Origin of the sequence: Psychrobacter immobilis, assembly GCF_003148585.1 — a bacterium.
GTDB lineage: Bacteria > Pseudomonadota > Gammaproteobacteria > Pseudomonadales > Moraxellaceae > Psychrobacter > Psychrobacter immobilis.
The window spans coordinates 80,610-98,076 of the sequence record NZ_QGGM01000001.1 but is presented as its reverse complement, the minus strand read 5'-3'; the positions used below and the strand labels follow the sequence as shown (position 1 = coordinate 98,076).

At 42.8% G+C, this 17,467-nt stretch carries 14 protein-coding genes and 2 tRNA genes; 9 read left to right on the top strand and 7 right to left on the bottom strand.

Translation table 11 applies throughout. The features are described from left to right. Nucleotides 1-23: 23 nt before the first annotated feature. The 4 genes from C8D84_RS00450 to C8D84_RS00435 all read right to left on the bottom strand — a co-directional run bounded on the left by C8D84_RS00450 (nucleotide 24) and on the right by C8D84_RS00435 (nucleotide 4,545). Nucleotides 24-1,685, bottom strand: coding sequence for an ABC1 kinase family protein (locus C8D84_RS00450; protein ID WP_109589232.1), 1,662 nt, complete (start codon nucleotides 1,683-1,685; stop codon nucleotides 24-26). Nucleotides 1,686-1,805: 120 nt separating this feature from the next. Next, on the bottom strand, nucleotides 1,806-2,510 hold the full coding sequence (locus tag C8D84_RS00445) for a ubiquinone biosynthesis accessory factor UbiJ (protein WP_109589230.1): 705 nt from the start codon (nucleotides 2,508-2,510) through the stop codon (nucleotides 1,806-1,808). A 118-nt stretch (nucleotides 2,511-2,628) separates the two neighbouring features. Then, complete coding sequence (ubiE, locus tag C8D84_RS00440; RefSeq protein ID WP_109589228.1) at nucleotides 2,629-3,753, bottom strand: bifunctional demethylmenaquinone methyltransferase/2-methoxy-6-polyprenyl-1,4-benzoquinol methylase UbiE; 1,125 nt, start codon at nucleotides 3,751-3,753, stop codon at nucleotides 2,629-2,631. Between the two features lie 81 nt (nucleotides 3,754-3,834). Further along, nucleotides 3,835-4,545, bottom strand: a complete 711-nt coding sequence (locus C8D84_RS00435) for an FFLEELY motif protein (RefSeq protein ID WP_109589226.1) — start codon at nucleotides 4,543-4,545, stop codon at nucleotides 3,835-3,837. A 253-nt stretch (nucleotides 4,546-4,798) separates the two neighbouring features. On the opposite strand from C8D84_RS00435, the gene C8D84_RS00430 reads away from it, so the two are divergent. Continuing rightward, nucleotides 4,799-6,442 (top strand): ATPase, encoded by a 1,644-nt coding sequence (locus C8D84_RS00430; protein ID WP_109589225.1) that lies wholly within the window; start codon nucleotides 4,799-4,801, stop codon nucleotides 6,440-6,442. A 608-nt stretch (nucleotides 6,443-7,050) separates the two neighbouring features. Then, nucleotides 7,051-8,658, top strand: coding sequence for an inorganic phosphate transporter (locus C8D84_RS00420; protein ID WP_109589221.1), 1,608 nt, complete (start codon nucleotides 7,051-7,053; stop codon nucleotides 8,656-8,658). A 120-nt stretch (nucleotides 8,659-8,778) separates the two neighbouring features. Here the strand turns inward: C8D84_RS00420 and C8D84_RS00415 are convergent, their stop codons facing one another. Then, the gene (locus tag C8D84_RS00415) at nucleotides 8,779-10,419 is read right to left on the bottom strand and encodes an aminotransferase class I/II-fold pyridoxal phosphate-dependent enzyme (protein ID WP_407691861.1); all 1,641 of its coding nucleotides are present in this window, start codon (nucleotides 10,417-10,419) and stop codon (nucleotides 8,779-8,781) included. A 534-nt stretch (nucleotides 10,420-10,953) separates the two neighbouring features. On the opposite strand from C8D84_RS00415, the gene msrB reads away from it, so the two are divergent. The 4 genes from msrB (at nucleotide 10,954) to C8D84_RS00390 (ending at nucleotide 12,534) form a co-directional block, all read left to right on the top strand. Then, nucleotides 10,954-11,379 carry a peptide-methionine (R)-S-oxide reductase MsrB gene (gene msrB, locus C8D84_RS00405; protein ID WP_045448234.1) on the top strand — a complete coding sequence of 142 codons (426 nt, stop codon included), beginning with the start codon at nucleotides 10,954-10,956 and terminating at the stop codon, nucleotides 11,377-11,379. Between the two features lie 161 nt (nucleotides 11,380-11,540). Continuing rightward, nucleotides 11,541-12,026 (top strand): glutathione peroxidase, encoded by a 486-nt coding sequence (locus C8D84_RS00400; protein ID WP_109589217.1) that lies wholly within the window; start codon nucleotides 11,541-11,543, stop codon nucleotides 12,024-12,026. Between the two features lie 304 nt (nucleotides 12,027-12,330). Continuing rightward, nucleotides 12,331-12,406, top strand: a tRNA-Val gene (locus tag C8D84_RS00395). A 51-nt stretch (nucleotides 12,407-12,457) separates the two neighbouring features. Continuing rightward, a tRNA-Asp gene (locus C8D84_RS00390) sits at nucleotides 12,458-12,534 on the top strand. 288 nt (nucleotides 12,535-12,822) lie between these two features. On the opposite strand, the gene C8D84_RS00385 is transcribed toward C8D84_RS00390, so the two are convergent. Beyond that, nucleotides 12,823-14,304: an ATP-binding protein gene (locus C8D84_RS00385; RefSeq protein WP_109589216.1), complete on the bottom strand. Its 1,482-nt coding sequence runs from the start codon at nucleotides 14,302-14,304 to the stop codon at nucleotides 12,823-12,825. A 1-nt stretch (nucleotide 14,305) separates the two neighbouring features. Then, nucleotides 14,306-15,073, bottom strand: a complete 768-nt coding sequence (locus C8D84_RS00380) for a heavy metal response regulator transcription factor (RefSeq protein ID WP_109589214.1) — start codon at nucleotides 15,071-15,073, stop codon at nucleotides 14,306-14,308. Between the two features lie 223 nt (nucleotides 15,074-15,296). On the opposite strand from C8D84_RS00380, the gene C8D84_RS00375 reads away from it, so the two are divergent. The 3 genes from C8D84_RS00375 (at nucleotide 15,297) to copM (ending at nucleotide 17,309) form a co-directional block, all read left to right on the top strand. Next, entirely contained in the window at nucleotides 15,297-15,905 is a 609-nt protein-coding gene (locus tag C8D84_RS00375; protein ID WP_109589212.1) for a DUF411 domain-containing protein, read from the top strand. Between the two features lie 76 nt (nucleotides 15,906-15,981). Continuing rightward, nucleotides 15,982-16,449 (top strand): DUF305 domain-containing protein, encoded by a 468-nt coding sequence (locus tag C8D84_RS00370; RefSeq protein WP_109589211.1) that lies wholly within the window; start codon nucleotides 15,982-15,984, stop codon nucleotides 16,447-16,449. 125 nt (nucleotides 16,450-16,574) lie between these two features. Beyond that, a complete protein-coding gene (copM, locus tag C8D84_RS00365; protein ID WP_228244389.1) occupies nucleotides 16,575-17,309 on the top strand; it encodes a CopM family metallochaperone in 735 nt (244 codons plus the stop codon). The last annotated feature ends 158 nt before the right edge of the window (nucleotides 17,310-17,467 follow it).

Genomic DNA, 17,467 nt, shown 5'->3' with positions numbered 1-17,467 from the left:
TTTTCATTAAAAATAACGAAGCGTTAAGCTAAAATACGCCAAACGACAACCAAAATAGCCAATATATAAAAGATAGGCGAGAGCCAGCCAACAACCTGTGTCGCAATGGCAATGAAAATGGCAAAACCTGACAGTGCTAGCCAATCTCGGCGTCGATCATTAAGCATATCCGCACGAATTTGTTGTATTTCTCGCAGTTGGCTGTCTTGGCGTGATCCTTGTGAGGCAAGGCTTTGTAAGCCTTGATCCAGTAGCCTTGGAATATCAGTCGTAGATAATAAAATCTCTGGCAACTGTTGGCGTAAATGTTGTAAATTACGCATCGGATCGAGCTGCTCTTTAATCCAACTGCTTAAAATCGGCTTGGCAAGTGACCAGATATCAAGGTCAGGATACAAGTCGCGACCGAGCCCTTCAACATGTACCAAGGTTTTTAGCAGTAGCATGAGTTGCGGCGGGATACTCATATGGTGACGACGGGCGATATCTAAAATTTGCATTAAGACACCAGCAAAGTCGATATCATTAATAGATTTTTGTAGCATAGGTCCAACCGTGCGTTTCATATCGCGCATTAGGGCATGCTTGTCTGTATTTGGTGGAATCCAGCCAGCTCTACTGACGATATCAACCATCGCCGTAAAGTTGTTATTCATCACCGCCAACAGCATGCGCGCCACAATGAGCTGATCGTCTTTTGATAGCGTACCCATGATGGCGCAATCAAGCCCGATATAGCGCGGCTCGTGCCCTAAGTCAACCGCTGCCATATCGGCAGTGAGCGTTTTAACCGGCGGCGTCTCTACAAAGACATTACCCGGATGCATATCGGCATGAAAAAAGTTATCGCGGAATACTTGGGTAAAAAATATCGTTAAGCCTTTTTCTGCTAGTGCTGCTCGGTCATAACCAAGTTGATCAAACACTGCAACTTGCGAGATAGGAACGCCTTGGATACGCTCCATGACCATCACATTTTTGGCAGAATCATAGACTTCTGGTACATACATCAATGCCGAACCCAAGAAGTTGTTGCGCATCTGAGTGGTATTGTCTGCCTCTAAGGTCAAATCCAACTCGTTTAACATCACTTGGCGATAGTCTTCGACAATATCGACGATATGGATGGCACGTGCCGCTTCAATACGCGCTGATGCCCAATTGGCCAGCTCACGTAGTAGCTCAAAATCAGCAATGATGGTGGTACGAATATCAGGACGCACCACTTTTACCACCACTTCACGACCATCATGCAGCGCAGCAGTATGTACTTGGGCAATAGAAGCCGCCGCTAGAGGTTTGACATCAAAGCGTGCGAACAAGGTACCAATCGATTGACCAAGACCGTGTTTAGGGTCTTGGATTTGGGTAATGGCCACATCAGAATTGAAAGGTTTGACTTTGTCTTGTAGCTGAACCAATTGTTCGATAATCTCAGGCGGCACTAAATCGCGACGCGTTGACAGCAGTTGGCCAAGCTTTAAAAACAGCGTGCCCATGTCTTCAAGCGCATATTTAATCGCATTGGGTTGGTGTTTTTTACCCCACGCCGCTGGATGTAGGCGAATCAAACGCGCCAAAGGTTGCAGCTGTGGCGCGTCTTCGATAGAAAGATGAGTATCGATGCGATAAGTTGCGGCGATACGCCAAAGCTCAAGTAAACGGGCGCGATGAGATAATAGCATGAGGTATGGGTACTCTAAAGAAAGTCGAAAATAGGGTGGGCACTGCACTTGTTTATAAATTGCACTTATCTATAAAAAGCGCTATCAATAATAGAATTTAGCGATCATCGACGACAACAGTTATTGATGAAACGAGTTATTGAGAAAACGTGCCTGTTCATCTTTGATAGCAGCAAGTTTGGCCTCTTCACGTTCGACATCAGACCGCAGCTTTAACAGTTGCTGCTTAAGATCGTTTACTTCTGCTGTCTCGGTAGGATCAGGAGCACTATTACCTGCTACCTCATTAGCCCAGTCGCTGACGTCATCAAAAGCGCGTTTGGCACTATGACGCCAGTTACCTTTTAGCTGTGATATAAGTAGATGTAACTGACTGGCCATCGGCTTACCAATAAATGGCTCAAGCTGTCCTGCGACGTCTGGATCGAAACCTGCGACCAGTTGTTTGAGCTGCATTAGTACCTTGTAGTCACCCGCGATAGGTAAATTGCCTTCGGTACCACGCATCAGATTCAGCAGTTGCGCTGGGTTATCTACAGTAATGGTACAGTCTGGGCGACTATGACCAATCCGTGCGCGCTCCATAGTGGCTTGTTGGTGCTCGTTCATCGCGCCACTTTGCTCAAACACGCTGTCTGTTGTCACCGGCTCAAAACGCAAACGCTCATGAGTGAATAAAATATCCAAACGAATCTCAGGCATGGCCATATTGAGTCGCAACACTTTGCCAGCAAGCGGTGCCAATCCTGATTTGGTAATTTCATCACTCGCAATAGCAAGGTTAATCAGCTTTTCGGCACCCGCCAAAAGTAGAACAGTCAGCATAAGGCTCTCGCATAGTCAGTTGAGCGCCTTAAAAGAGCGCATCATTTGTAAAGGTCAGTTGCCACCACTTTACGTGATGGCATGTCTATTACTATGTAATGTAATTTAAAACTTAATCTTACGCTTTAAAGCCGCGATGGACAGCGACAATACCAGCCGTCAAGTTATGATAATCACAATTTTCAAAGCCCGCTTGCTGCATCATTTGTTTCAACGTCTGTTGATCAGGATGCATACGAATCGATTCGGCCAAGTATTGATAACTCTCAGAATCATTGGCAATCAGCTTGCCCATAATAGGTAAGGCGGTAAATGAATATAAGTCATAGGCTTTAGACAATGGCTCAAATACAGGTTTTGAGAACTCCAAAATTAATAAACGTCCACCTGGCTTCAGCACGCGATACATCGATTTGAGCGCTGCGTCTTTGTCCGTGACATTACGTAGACCAAAGCTGATAGTAACCAAATCAAAGCTATTGTCATCAAATGGTGCGAGTGTTTCTGCATTGGCAAGTACAAAATCGACGTTATTGCAGCCAGCATTGATTAAGCGTTCACGACCGACTTCTAACATGGCGGCATTGATATCTGATAACACTACATGACCGTTTTTGCCGACTTCACGACTAAATACTTTGGCTAAATCACCTGTACCACCAGCGATATCAAGCACATGTTGACCCGCACGTACGCCTGATAAGCTGATGGCATAACGCTTCCATAGGCGATGAATACCAAATGACATTAAGTCGTTCATGATGTCGTATTTTTTGGCAACTGAGGTAAAAACATCGGCGACCCGTGCTTGCTTTTCAGCCTTATTGACGGTCTTGTAGCCAAAATGCGTTTCTTCATTACCGTCAGTATCAGGCGTATGCGGATTATTGATGTCATCACGCTGATTAAAAAGCGTTTGCTTAGCAGTTTGTGTTTGTGCAGATGCATTATCTACAGTGTTGCTGCTGGTATTGTTATTTGGCATAGTGGTTTGTTGGCCTTGTGGCGTTCCCGTTGGTAGGTCTTGGACTTGTGTAAAGTCATTTTTCTTGCTGTTTTCGACGCCAGCATCAATACCCGTATTAAGCGTGGTATTAGTTTCATAGTTCTGACGTGCTTGCACTTGTGCCGTGATGTTTTGATTGTGGGTGATGCTATCTCTGACCAATTTATCTTGTAGATGACCATTGATGGTAGGTTTTTGATCGAGATGAGCGTTGTTATTATGGATGTTATCGGTCATAGCATTATCCTGTTATTTACTTTTATGATTATTGGTTTGCAAGGTATAAAATAGCAGCTAACCAAGCAAATGATGCGTCTATCATACACCAAACGTCATTGGCTTACCGCCATTATCCGTCTCATGAACACGGTCAATAATCTCAAGCTCACGCTCACAAAACGGTTCAATAAAGCCGCTGACACTTTTTAGTGGTTTCATCGCTTTAAAGCCTGAATCGATAAATTCATACAAAGGCTGATAGTTGTAACGGTAGGCGGTGCCTTTAGCCAAGGCAAAGGCTTTTTGCAACATAAAAGAGTTTATATACTTATCAGTACGATAGCACACCTCTTTTAAATGACCGATTTGGATACGTCTGGTGTCGGCTTCATTGACCGCACGATAGGCGGTCAGCATGTTGTCTTCGTTAACGGCTAAATCTTGAGCCAATAGCCATTCTGCTAAATGTAAATCCAGCTCTATCGCTAAGATAGCGGCTTGTATCGCCATGCTGCCAGTCTCTAAAGCCGCTGCTGGCGCAAAACGCTCGACTTTTTGTGCCTTGGGTACAATGCGTTCTAACTGTTTGGCCAGCAATTTAAACTCATCGCCGCCATACAATTGTGTCAAAAAATAATCTGCCATTAATTGATTTTGAGGTTGCTCAAACAAGTCTTTATGAGTGTTCTGAATACGATCTCGTTGCCAAGCTTGCACCTCACTAAGTTTATCGTTTAATGCCAAATCTTCATGATAAGGCAGTGCCCAAAAACGGTTCAAATGTTGTTGTAAATCGGCTAAAGAGGCCATGGTTAGTAAACCTGCATAAAAGTAAAGAGGGTTAAAAGGTTGCGAATAAAAAGCTCAGAATAAACCATGTTTTATACTTTTGGTTTTTGTATTTATAGAGCGTGATTACAGCATGTGTCTGAGATTGTGTTCACCTTAAAAGAAAATAAAGCAGAATACAAATGTCAAACTGTTACATAGCAGCGTTATTTACCGAATTGCTGCAATGCTATGATGACTCTAACACGCTTTCAATCATAGGATGATGACAGTTATGAGCAAAAATAATAAGACGACTGAACCCACCGCACCACAAGCGCTAACTGCACAATTTAGTGAGCAGATTATCGATGAGCGCTTAACTCCCAATCCCCTGAGCCAGTTTTCTATGGACAAAGATGCACTGAGATTGGCACTGGTCACGGCCCAATATGCTCTACGAGCAACGCGGCAACAGACGCCGCCAATCCTCAATAAACCAACAGGGCTATTGGTATTGGTCAATGGTATGGAGCAGGCAGGCAAGGGCACTGCTGTTAAGCAATTGCGCCAATGGGTAGATCCTCGACTACTTAAGGTTGAGGCAACCGTTGGTGATTGTCCCTTAGCGTATCAGCCGATTTGGCAGGCACATACCAAGGCATTACCCCGTCATGGCGATGTGATGGTTTATTTTGGCAACTGGTATGCGGACTTGCTTTATAACGTCATGCGTATGGCAACGTCAGACAATGACAAGTCTGCCAAAGACAAAGCGTTACCGATTGCGCAATGGCAAGCATATTTACAGCAGCAGCTTATTAAGCTACAAGCGTTCGAACAAGATTTAGCTGCCAATCAAACCCGACTGCTTAAATGCTGGTTCCATGTGGATATTGAAACATTGCAAGCGCGATTGAATGACGATGAAGCCGATCCGCAGTTTTTATACCAAATTGACTGGAATAGTAAAAAAGTTATCGAAACCTTTAATCAAGTGGCTACCGTTCTGTTACGCCAGCAAGATGATTGGATCATCATTGATGGTGATGACAAGTCAGATGCGGCTGACCATTTTTGCCATGAAGTGCTACAAGCGATGCAAACCGCGCTAATGAGTAGTAAAATAAATACAGTAAAAATCTCTGTTAAATCAAAGGCTAAGAAGCAAGCTCAGCAAGCACTCAAATCAGCAAAGTTTGAACCTGTAAAAATTCCTAAATATTTAAAAGATATCGATGATGCAGAGATTGATAAGTCGGACTACCGTGATGTGTTGGTAGAAAAACAAGTTCGCCTTGCCCAGTTGCTGCGTGCGCGCAAAGGGCGTCATATCGTTTTTGCCTTTGAAGGAATGGACGCTGCTGGCAAAGGTGGCGCGATCAAAAGGTTGGTTGCGCCGCTCGACCCACGCGAGTATCAAATTTATAATATCAGTGCGCCAATGTTGTATGAGCTGCAACATCCTTATCTATGGCGTTTTTGGACCAAACTTCCGAACGAGCAAACCGACCGTATTAGCCGTATTGCCATTTTTGATCGGACTTGGTATGGGCGCGTTTTGGTTGAGCGCATTGAGGGTTTTGCCACTGATGAGGAATGGCAGCGTGCTTACGATGAAATCAATCGCTTTGAGGCGGATTTAGCCGCGGCGGGGACAATCGTTATCAAATACTGGTTGGCTATTGATAAAAAAGAACAGCTTAAACGTTTTGAGGCACGTCAGGAGACACCGCACAAGCAGTTTAAGCTGACGGACGATGACTGGCGCAACCGTGATAAATGGTCAGATTATGTGCAGTCTGCGGCGGATATGCTGGCACGTACCGATACAGAGTACGCACCGTGGTGCGTCATCGCGACCAATGAGAAGCGTCAAGCACGTTTGGATGTTTTAGATCATGCGATTAAGCAACTATCAGCGGTGTGTGGCAGCTGATATGTGATTGGTCATTATTATATATTTAACGTTAAATAAATTCAGGGAAAGAGAGTATAATGCGGCGTTACAGCAGGATGTTTTCTAACACATATGCTGGCAGTTACAAATCTTGCAATATCATCATGCATTATGCGCTTATATTTAATATAATAGGCGCGTAATAGCTCCTGCTGTGCACGAAACTCACTGAGTGAGTAGAGTGTTTTTACCCTTTGACACAGACATTTTAATCACTCTGGTTAATAAGTTTGGCAAAGGTTCTTACAATAGCAGTTATTAGCACCAAAATTATTACTACGACATCTCTAAGCCGCAAGCTGCTGTAATCAGACGATTTGGCAATATTCCTTGCGGCTTTGTGACATATTGAGTGATGTGTTTTACCTTATTTGCTGCCTTTACGCAAAATTGAATACGAGTAAATAAAAGATAAGCGTTAGGGTAGAGCACCAAGATAGCAGTAAGAAAAACCGTTTTTAGCAAGCATATTGCGCGTTTCATATACGTTATATTAATGTCAGAAGCTATCACGAGCATTATTAATAGCCGCGCAATGTCATCAACCGCCTATAATTTCAATCAGCTTACGCAGGACGTATCAACGTATGGGTATTAGCAACAGTTCTACAGAGCCAGTCAAATCAGTCGGTTCTATGAGAATAAATCTATTTTTTGCCATTTTACTGATTGCGATGACCGCCTACTTTTTGTGGTGGGGTCTAGATTACACGATGCGTCAACAGACGACGCTATTTATTGTGGCCACTGCTTTTGGTGTCTTTATGGCATTCAATATTGGTGGTAACGATGTCGCCAACTCCTTTGGTACCTCAGTAGGTGCAGGGACGTTGACTATCCCGCAGGCACTGGGTATCGCAGCGATATTTGAAGTGTCCGGAGCCGTACTGGCAGGTGGTGAAGTCACCGATACTATTCGAAGCGGCATTGTCGATTTAGATGGTCTTTCAGTAACGCCCAACCAGTTCATTTATGTCATGCTGTCAGCGCTCATCGCTGCCGCATTTTGGCTGTTATTTGCCACCAAAAAGGGTCTGCCCGTTTCAACCACGCACGCCATTATTGGCGGCGTTGTTGGTAGCTCTATTGTATTAGGTATCACGTTAGGTGGTACTGAAATGGCATTATCAACGGTGAATTGGAGTACGATTGGCACCATCGCGATTTCTTGGGTATTATCACCGCTATTGGGCGGCGTTTTGTCCTATGTATTATATGGACAGATTAAGAAAAACATCATTGAGTATAATGATAGAACAGAGGCGCACATTGCGACTTTGAAAGCCGACAAAAAAACCTTAAAACAAAATCACAAAGAGTTTTTGGACGGTTTAACAGAATCAGAACAGCTGGCTTATACGTCAGCGATGTTACGTGATCAAGAAATCTACAAAGATGATGATTGCGATGTTGAAGACTTAGAGACCGATTACTATAAACAGCTTTATGAAATTGAAAATGAACGCAGCAACCTTGATACGCTAAAAGCGTTGAAGCAATGGGTGCCTATCATTGCGGCTGCAGGCGGCGCGGTCATGGCCTCTTTGGTCATCTTTAAAGGTCTAAAGAATGTCAATAATGGCATGACGACGCTGCAAGGCTTTTTAATCATGGGTATGATCGCGGCGCTGGTGTGGCTTGCGACCTTTATCTATACCAAGAGTATCCGCGGTAAACATAAAGAGGATTTGACCAAAGCGACGTTTATTATGTTTAGCTGGATGCAGGTCTTTACCGCCTCTGCTTTTGCCTTTAGCCATGGCTCAAACGATATTGCCAATGCAGTCGGTCCTTTTGCTGCGATTATGGATGTTATCCGTACCAATAGCATTGCGACTGAAGCCGCTGTACCACCTGCGGTTATGCTGACCTTTGGTGTTGCGCTTATCGTTGGTCTTTGGTTCATTGGTAAAGAAGTCATTCAAACGGTTGGTACCAACTTGGCAAAAATGCATCCCGCTTCTGGTTTTTCAGCTGAATTGGCTGCGGCTGCAGTGGTAATGGGCGCGTCAACCATGGGTCTGCCCGTATCGAGCACGCATACCTTGGTCGGTGCAGTACTTGGCATCGGTATTGTCAATAGAGACACCAATTGGGCGTTGATGAAACCTATCGGTTTGGCATGGATCATTACTCTTCCTGCAGCAGCGGCAATGTCTGCAATCAGTTATATTATTTTGGTCAATATTTTTTAACACGTACGCTTATTAAGGTTTTTGCTTAAATCTTATTTAACGTTATTTATAAGCACGTTTCAAATAAAAAACGCTTATCAGCATCACGCCGATAAGCGTTTTTTTATGTCAAATTAAGGTCTATTCGGTACCAAATTGTTTGCGCTTTTTGGCAAAGAAGCGATCTAAGCGATCCATGGCATCCTCTAAATCATGTAGGTTTGGCAAAAACACCAAGCGGAAATGATCGGGCTTATCCCAGTTAAAGCCTGTTCCTTGCACCATTAAGACATTTTCTTCCACAAGCAAATCCATCATAAATGCCATATCATCTTCGATAGGGTAAATATCAGGATCCATCTTTGGAAAGCAATAAAACGCGCCTTGTGGCATGGTACAAGAGATACCTTTGATCGCATTAAGCCGTGACACAGCCATTTCACGCTGCTTATATAAGCGCCCACGCTCTGACGTGAGCTCTTTCATGCTTTGATAGCCGCCCATCGCCGTTTGAATGGCATACTGACCTTGGACATTGGAACACAAGCGCATAGACGCTAACATGTCCAAACCTTCGATAAAGTCAGTGGCATGGTGCTTTTTGCCAGACACCATCATCCAACCTGCGCGGAATCCCGCGATACGATGCGATTTAGATAATCCATTGTATGAGAGCACCAGCACATCATCAGTCAACGTGCTCATTGGGGTGTGTACCATATCATCATAAAGAATACGATCATAAATTTCATCGGCCATGATGATTAAATCATGCGCTTTAGCGACCTCAATAATTTGTTTCAGTAATTCATCACTATAAAGTGAACCCGTTGGATTATTAGGGTTAATCACCACGATACCTTTAGTTTTAGAGGTGATTTTAGATTTAATATCTTCGATATCAGGATGCCAATTGTCGTCTTCATTACAGCGATAATGTACCGCTGTGCCGCCAGCTAGGTTCGCCGCTGCCGTCCAAAGCGGGTAGTCTGGCATTGGGATAAGCACTTCGTCACCATCATTCATCAAGGCCTGCATGGTCATTACAATCAGCTCAGAAACTCCGTTGCCCAAATAGACGTCACGGACATCAACTGCCGATAGCAACCCTTTTGATTGGTAGTACTGTAAGACGGCTTTACGCGCTGAAAAAATCCCTTGCGAGTCGGAATAACCGGTCGCGTCTGGTAGGTTCATCGCCACATCGCGCAAAATCTCATGCGGGGCTTCTAAACCAAAGGGGGCTGGGTTACCGACGTTCAGCTTTAATATACGTTTGCCTTCTGCCTCCATCTTATTGGCTGTTTGTAATAGCGGGCCGCGAATGTCGTAGCAAACATTTTGTAATTTATCCGATTTTTTTATTGTGTTCATAATGTGACCACTCATAGGGTTATTTTGTGAGTTTGTATCTATAGTAGGAGTTGTAGCTGTTTGATTGATTTGGGAGTCATGTATCTTGTCAGTTTGAGCAGATGACGTGTTTTGACTATTCTTATTATGAGAATGAGCGCTCTTACTCACCTCTTTATTATCACTGTCGTTTTTTAGTTCGCCGCGTAACAGATAGCCTTCGCTGCAGCCTAAAATGTGTGCTAGCGTTGGTAGTTTAGATGACACAATGCCATTAGTACCACGCTCCCAATTCGAGATAGCACCGCGACTGACTTTTGCGCCTGCTGCGGTCATGGCTTGCGCTAATTGCTCAGCAGTCAGCCCTTTATCACGACGTAGCTGTACCAGTCTTTCGGCTTGTGTGCTTTTATTTTTGTCATCAGCCATAATCATTCAAGCCTTTATTCAGTAGTTGGTAATCGAGAGAAGGAAAGCAGGCATTTGTTTTAATTAAGCCTTAATGCAAGATATTATTGCATTGATACTAACAATGCAAGATATTATTGCATTGATACTAACAATGCAAGATATTATTGCATTGTTAGTATCAATGCAAGCTTTTTTTAAGGAAGATGTATTTATTGATGCAAGAATAACTTGCATCAATAGTATTATAGTTGCCTTACTGCTGTTCTACTAGATATCAAACTTCTTTCAGAGAGTTATTGTCATGGCTACATCTGTATTCATTGATATGTTAAGAAAATTTGCTGTATTTTATTTATCATAGCTTTTTCAATACCTTACGCCATCACTTGTTTATGATAGTTTTCTTGTAATGTATGCCTTGAATATTGAATAGATAAACAATAGATAAGGCCCATCGTTTTTATAAAAATATGGCGATAAAGTGTTAGTTAATAGCAGATAAAAGCTAATGCTAATGGACGAGATAATACATACCCAAATTAAGGATACATTATGCAAGACAATCAACTTAGCCAAGAAGAGATCAGCCAGTTAACAGAAGCTGATTGGAAAGAGCGTTTGAGTGCTGATGAATATCACGTGATGCGTGAAAAGGGTACAGAACGCCCATTTACGGGCGTCTATAACGATGCGACTGATGACGGTATTTATCGCTGCAAAGGCTGCGGTGCGAGCTTATTTGACTCAAGCAATAAATTTGATGCCAGCTGTGGTTGGCCAAGTTTTGACCAAGGAGTTGATAACAGCGCTATCGAGGAGCATGTGGATAATTCGCTGGGCATGACGCGGACAGAAGTGACCTGTAGTAACTGCGGCGCACATTTAGGTCATGTCTTCCCTGACGGCCCAAGCGAGACGACGGGGATGCGCTATTGCATCAATTCTGTGTCTATTGATTTAGATAAATCTGAAAAGTAATTGGTGAAAAAATTGCTTAGAGTATTTTAGAATCATGGCAGGGCAGCGCGAGATGCTGCCTTGCCAGTTATTAGCATTATTAATGTTTTCACTGTTATTGAAAAATGAGCACGGCTTAAAAGAACATCAAAATAATAACTGAATCGATTGAAGGACAAATGATGAGCACGATTTACGATTTTACTGCTGAGCGTATGGACGGTACTGCAAAAGCCTTTGCTGATTATCAAGGTAAGGTGTTATTAATCGTCAATACCGCCAGCAAATGTGGGTTTACGCCGCAATTTGAAGGCCTAGAGGCAGTATATCAGCAATATAAAGATCAAGGATTGGTCGTTATTGGTTTCCCTTGTAATCAATTTGGCGGGCAAGATCCAGGCAGTAATGAGGAGATTGGCGCATTTTGTCAAAAGAACTATGGTGTCAGTTTCCCAATGATGGCGAAGGTTGATGTCAATGGCAAAGACGCTCATCCTATTTTTGATTGGCTTAAAGAGCAAAAGGGTGGCGTATTAACAGACGGTATCAAATGGAATTTTACTAAATTTTTAATTGGTAAAGATGGACAGGTCATTGACCGCTATGCGCCAACCACCAAACCAGAAGCCATAAAAATGGATATCGAACAAGCATTAGCCAGTAAATAGGGTCATGCTTGAAAATTTATTGGTTTTTTATAAAAATATAAATCCAATGAAAACATAGGCTTGTCAGATTAATAAATAAAAACCTATAAAATAGGTTAAAAAACTGAAAATACTGTTTGACAGCCATGTGTAAATCTATATAATACACACCCACAGCAAGGGGACTTAATTAAGTTCAATGTTGTTAGAATTTTTACTGACTTAAAGCGTGACAACTTTAAAGATTAAACTTTCTATAAAATTCCCTTTAAGGAATTTTAACTTGCGAAGCTAAAATTGCACTGCAATTCTTTAACGCTTCTCAGGGTGATTAGCTCAGTTGGTAGAGCGTCTGCCTTACACGCAGAATGTCGGCGGTTCGAATCCGTCATCACCCACCACTCTTTTTAGCGAGTGTCTCTGTAATAAGAGAAGATGCTAAGACGACCTAAGCAGCGGTAGTTCAGTTGGTTAGAATACCGGCCTGTCACGCCGGGGGTCGCGGGTTCGAGTCCCGTCCGCTGCGCCATATTTAGTAAAAAGCTAAAACGAATTTTAAACTTTTGAGTTTAAGCAAGTTTCGCCTCAAACATAATTTTGTTTGGGGTTTTTTTTGTGTTTAAAATTCCTCTTACAGCCTTTATCTATAAAGGTTGGCTATTTTTCTTTATCAACTGATAGGGAATAGTCTATCTTCAATAGTGTATTCTCTATCAGTTTGGTTGCATACATTCTAACTTTTGAAAATCGCTGATCACCCGCTTTCTGACCACCTGTTCGGTGACCAAATGGTGACCATTTCTCGATCAAACCCGCCCTATGATTCTTTTAATAACTGTACGTTAACTTGAAAGTAATACTCATCCTTAATGGTAATAATGACTTTGCCGTTATGGGCATTGACGATTGCTTGTACGATGGCCAATCCCAGCCCTGTGCCCGAATGCTGATTATTGGATTTGTGATGACGATAAAAGCGTTCAAACAGTCTATCTGCTTCCGCTTGAGTTAGTGGCGTCTGCAAGCGATTAGTGATAGTAATATTTAGCGATGGCTGCTGAACCGTTTCTCTAAGGGCGTGAGCGTTATGTTTTATGAGGCTAGCAGTCTTAGAAACGGCGATAATAGTAATGATACTGTCGCTGGCGGCGTAGTAAATCGCATTAGATATCAAGTTGGCAAACAGCCTTTGTAACAAGCTCTCATCCCCTAATACCACATCAAATTCCCCTTTTTTCTCAAAAGAGATACCGCGCTCTTCGGCTATCAGTTCAAAATAATCGATGAGCTTAATTATCAGTGAGTTGGTATCGACAAGATGACGTTGTGAATCGTAGAGACCTTTTTGAGTTTTTGCCAGCAATAGCATATTGTTAATTAGCAGGGATAGTTGCTTGAGCGTGTCGTGTTGATGATGTAGCTGCTCGACATATTCTTGATGGTCTCTAGGTTTACTGAGCATCACTTGAGTTTGAGTGCTTAACGTTGCCAGTGGTGTGCGCAGTTCGTGAGCAATGTCATCTGAAAACTGTGATAATGAGGCAAAGTTGTGTTCAAGTTTATCCATCATGGCATTATAAGCGTCAGCCAAGGGTCGCAGCTCGCTTGGCATTTCAGAGACGATGATTCTATCGTCTAACTGCTCGGCGTTGATACGTGCCATTTTTTGACTGATGGTCGCTAAGGGGGCGAATCCTAGATAGACGCTAAAAGCCGCCACTGATACCAAGATAAAAGTGATCGCAATAAGTATCAGAATAAGATGGTGATTAAACTGGGCAAGGTATTGATGATGCACATCAATCGGTAGCGCGATTAATGCCAAGCGATTAGAGTGCTCAATGACCAGCGCGCGATAATGACGATGATTAAGCTGCAAGTCAAAGGGTTGATCGCGGTGCTGCTGCCATAGTTTTTCGACCAATTGGGAGTCATTGAGTTTATCAATAAAATCCTTTGGCTGACTATTGATGACACGCCCATTATGGTCAGTGATAATTGTTTTGACTTCATAATCTGGTCGAAAGATATCTACCACAGATGATGCTGTATTGGCGAGATAAGCAGGGTCGGCAAGGTTGTTAGAGCGCTGATCATCCAATGTAATCTCTGTCATGTACTGTCGTAAATTAAACGCAGCATGAGTCAGGATCTCTGAGTCCATTTGTTCAAAATGATCATTGACCGAACGCTGTATCCATATGTACAAAAAAGCTTGAGATATCAGCACGCATACTGTTAATACTAGAGTAGTGCGCCACAGTAATGATAGGCGTCGATGCTCCGATTTATATGCCATGCTATTTCACTTCAACGTGGTTGAGTTTAGAAACTGTATTAGCCTCATTACTCATATCAATGCTAGTTTCACTATTGACTGTAACGGCGCTATTGTCCGCTTCTAGTTTATAGCCCATACCGCGTACGGTATGAATGAGCTTATTTTCAAAGCCATCGTCGATTTTACTTCGTAAGCGTCTTATCGCCACATCAATCACATTGGTATCGCTATCAAAATTCATATCCCATACTTGTGAAGCGATGACAGAGCGGGGCAATACTTCGCCTTGATGCTCAAGTAAAAACTGCAATAGCGCAAATTCTTTGGCCGTCAATTTGATAGAACCCTTATCTCGATGTACGCTACGTTTGGCGATATCCAGTTTTAAATCAGCCATTTGAAGCACTGTGCTGGCGTAATCTGCTTGATTGGCACGGCGTAGTAAGCTTTTGATTCTGACCAACAGCTCAGCGAAGGCAAAAGGCTTAGTGAGATAATCGTCACCTCCAATCTCAAAGCCTTTTATGCGGTCGCTAAGGTCATCTTTTGCGGTCAAAAATAATACAGGGATGGTGTTACCAGCAGCGCGATAATTACTGACCAGCTCAAAACCACTGACATCAGGCAGCATCACATCCATCACCACGACATTGAAGTCCTCAGTCATCAGAGCATGATAACCATCTAAACCGGTGGTTTTATGCTCAACGATAAAACCTGCCTCGCTTAAACCTTTTTTGATGTAGTCGCCAAGCGATAATTCATCTTCGACTAACAATACTTTCATAGCATACTCGCACCAATTATTTAGGATGAGATCAATATAAAATGTCTCTATTGTTATCAATCATAGAGGAATACTGGTAATAAACCTATGCTCAGTCTAGAAGATGACAAAATTGTCATCTTGGCGTCATCTGACTGTCAGAGTGGTTATGCTAGTTTGGCTTCAATACATCCTAATTTTAATATTCAACACCATGAAATATTCAACACTATGAGAAGCCTCTATGATGCCTTTTACCGTTAAGTTTGTTCGAGGGTCAGCGGTCTTATTAACCGCTGCCATATTGTCAGCATGTGGTCAACCTGACAGCAATGCTTCTAATGCTAGCCCCTCTACTGCCAATGCCGCTAACGCCAGCAGTGGTGAGGCAAACGCTATACAGAGTAGACAAACAGTGACAGAGACAACAGCCAACAACCCAGACCTGCTCAAGAACGTGTCAGCCACTGTCTATAAAGATGCCAATTGTGGCTGTTGTAAAGAATGGATAGGGCACGCAGAAGATAATGGGTTAACGACAACTGCCCATGATGTTGCAGACTTGTCATTATTTAAAGAGCGTTACGGTGTACCTGCTGAGATGCGTTCTTGCCATACCGCCGTTACCAGTGATGGTTATGTCATCGAAGGTCATGTTCCTGCTAAGTATGTGGCTGAGTTTTTGCAAAATCCACCAAAGCATGCCATTGGTTTGGCGGTACCGGGTATGCCCGTCGGTAGCCCTGGTATGGAATATCAAGATAAGTTTATGCCATACCAAATTATGCAAATCAATAAAGATGGCACAAACCAAGTATACGCTGAGATTGAGTCCGCAGAGCAGCAGCTATAAGCCAATACTTTAGATAGTTTTTCAAATTTCAGTTACTCATTGTAGTACTGATAGCAGCATTGATGGAGACTGACTGATGAATCATACAGAGCAAAAACAGATGAACCCTTATGTAAAGTTCACCCTCATGATTCTGACGTCTACCGTGGTGATGTATATCATGATGTACTTCAATACTTATGAGTGGGATCATATTTATTTTAGTGAGACCAGAGCCTATATGGCGCTATATATGGGCGCAGGCATGGCAGTGATTATGCTCGCCTTTATGAGCAATATGTACAAGAAAACTAAGGTCAATTTAATGATTTATGGTCTTAGCGTATTGCTATTTACCGTGGGTATCTGGGGCGTCAGATCTCAAGCAACCGTCGATCAAGTGGATTGGATGCAGGCTATGATACCGCATCATTCAATTGCGATCTTAACCAGCTCAAGAGCCGATATAGAAGACCCTAGAGTACAGCAACTTGCTGACGACATCATCGAAGCACAAAAACGTGAAATCCAAGAGATGCAGGCACTGATCGAAGCATTAGAGTAAATAACCTTAAAACACACTGCTCTTAGTACATAAATTAAATGATTTTTCCAACTGGTGGATCTTAGCTGATTTGCCAGTTTTTATATGAACCATAACTACCAAATGATTGTAATTAAGGATCTACCATGAAAATGATAAGAAATTCACGTCTTGCCATGCTTGCAGTTAGTGTCAGTGCCGTGATGATGCTTAGCGCTTGTCAGCCGACGAATGACGTAACAGAGGCTACTGTCAAAGACGAGGCGGCTCCCGTTAATAATGCTACAACAGACACTAGCGCGATGGATGCTCATGCAGGTCATGATATGTCAGGCGATGCGATGACGGGCATGCATGGAGAGTATAATGACTCTATGACTAAGATGCATGATGAAATGATGGCAGGCATGGCATACAACGATCCCGATGCTGCCTTTGCCCAAGGAATGCTTGGTCATCATATAGGTGCTGTTGATATGGCAGAGATTCAGCTAAAGTATGGTACGGATGCAGAAATGCGTCAGTTGGCACAAGAGATTATTGACGCTCAGAAAGCTGAGATTGAGCAAATGCAGAACTGGCTTGCCAACCACCCTGATGCTGCTGAGCCAACGTCTGATACTGAAGCCATGCAGAAAGCTTATGCTAAAGGTATGGATACGATGCATAGTGAAATGATGGCAGGTATCGCTGACCCTAACCCAGATATGGCATTTGCTCGCGGTATGTTGCCGCATCATATTGGCGCAGTAGATATGGCAAAGATACAGCTAAAGTATGGCAAAAATGAAGAAATGCGTCAATTGGCACAACAAATAATTGACGCGCAGCAGCCTGAAATTGAGCAAATGCAAAACTGGATAGCCAAGCACAATAGTTAAATGATGAGTGCTTAAGGATATTTTTTTGAACATGCATTTGCTTTTTGTAGGTAGATAACAACTATACTACTTATCGATTTATAAAAATAGCAGCTATAAAAAAACCCTCATCAAAGAGATGAGGGTTTTGGCAAATGCCATAATTGAATTAAAGATAA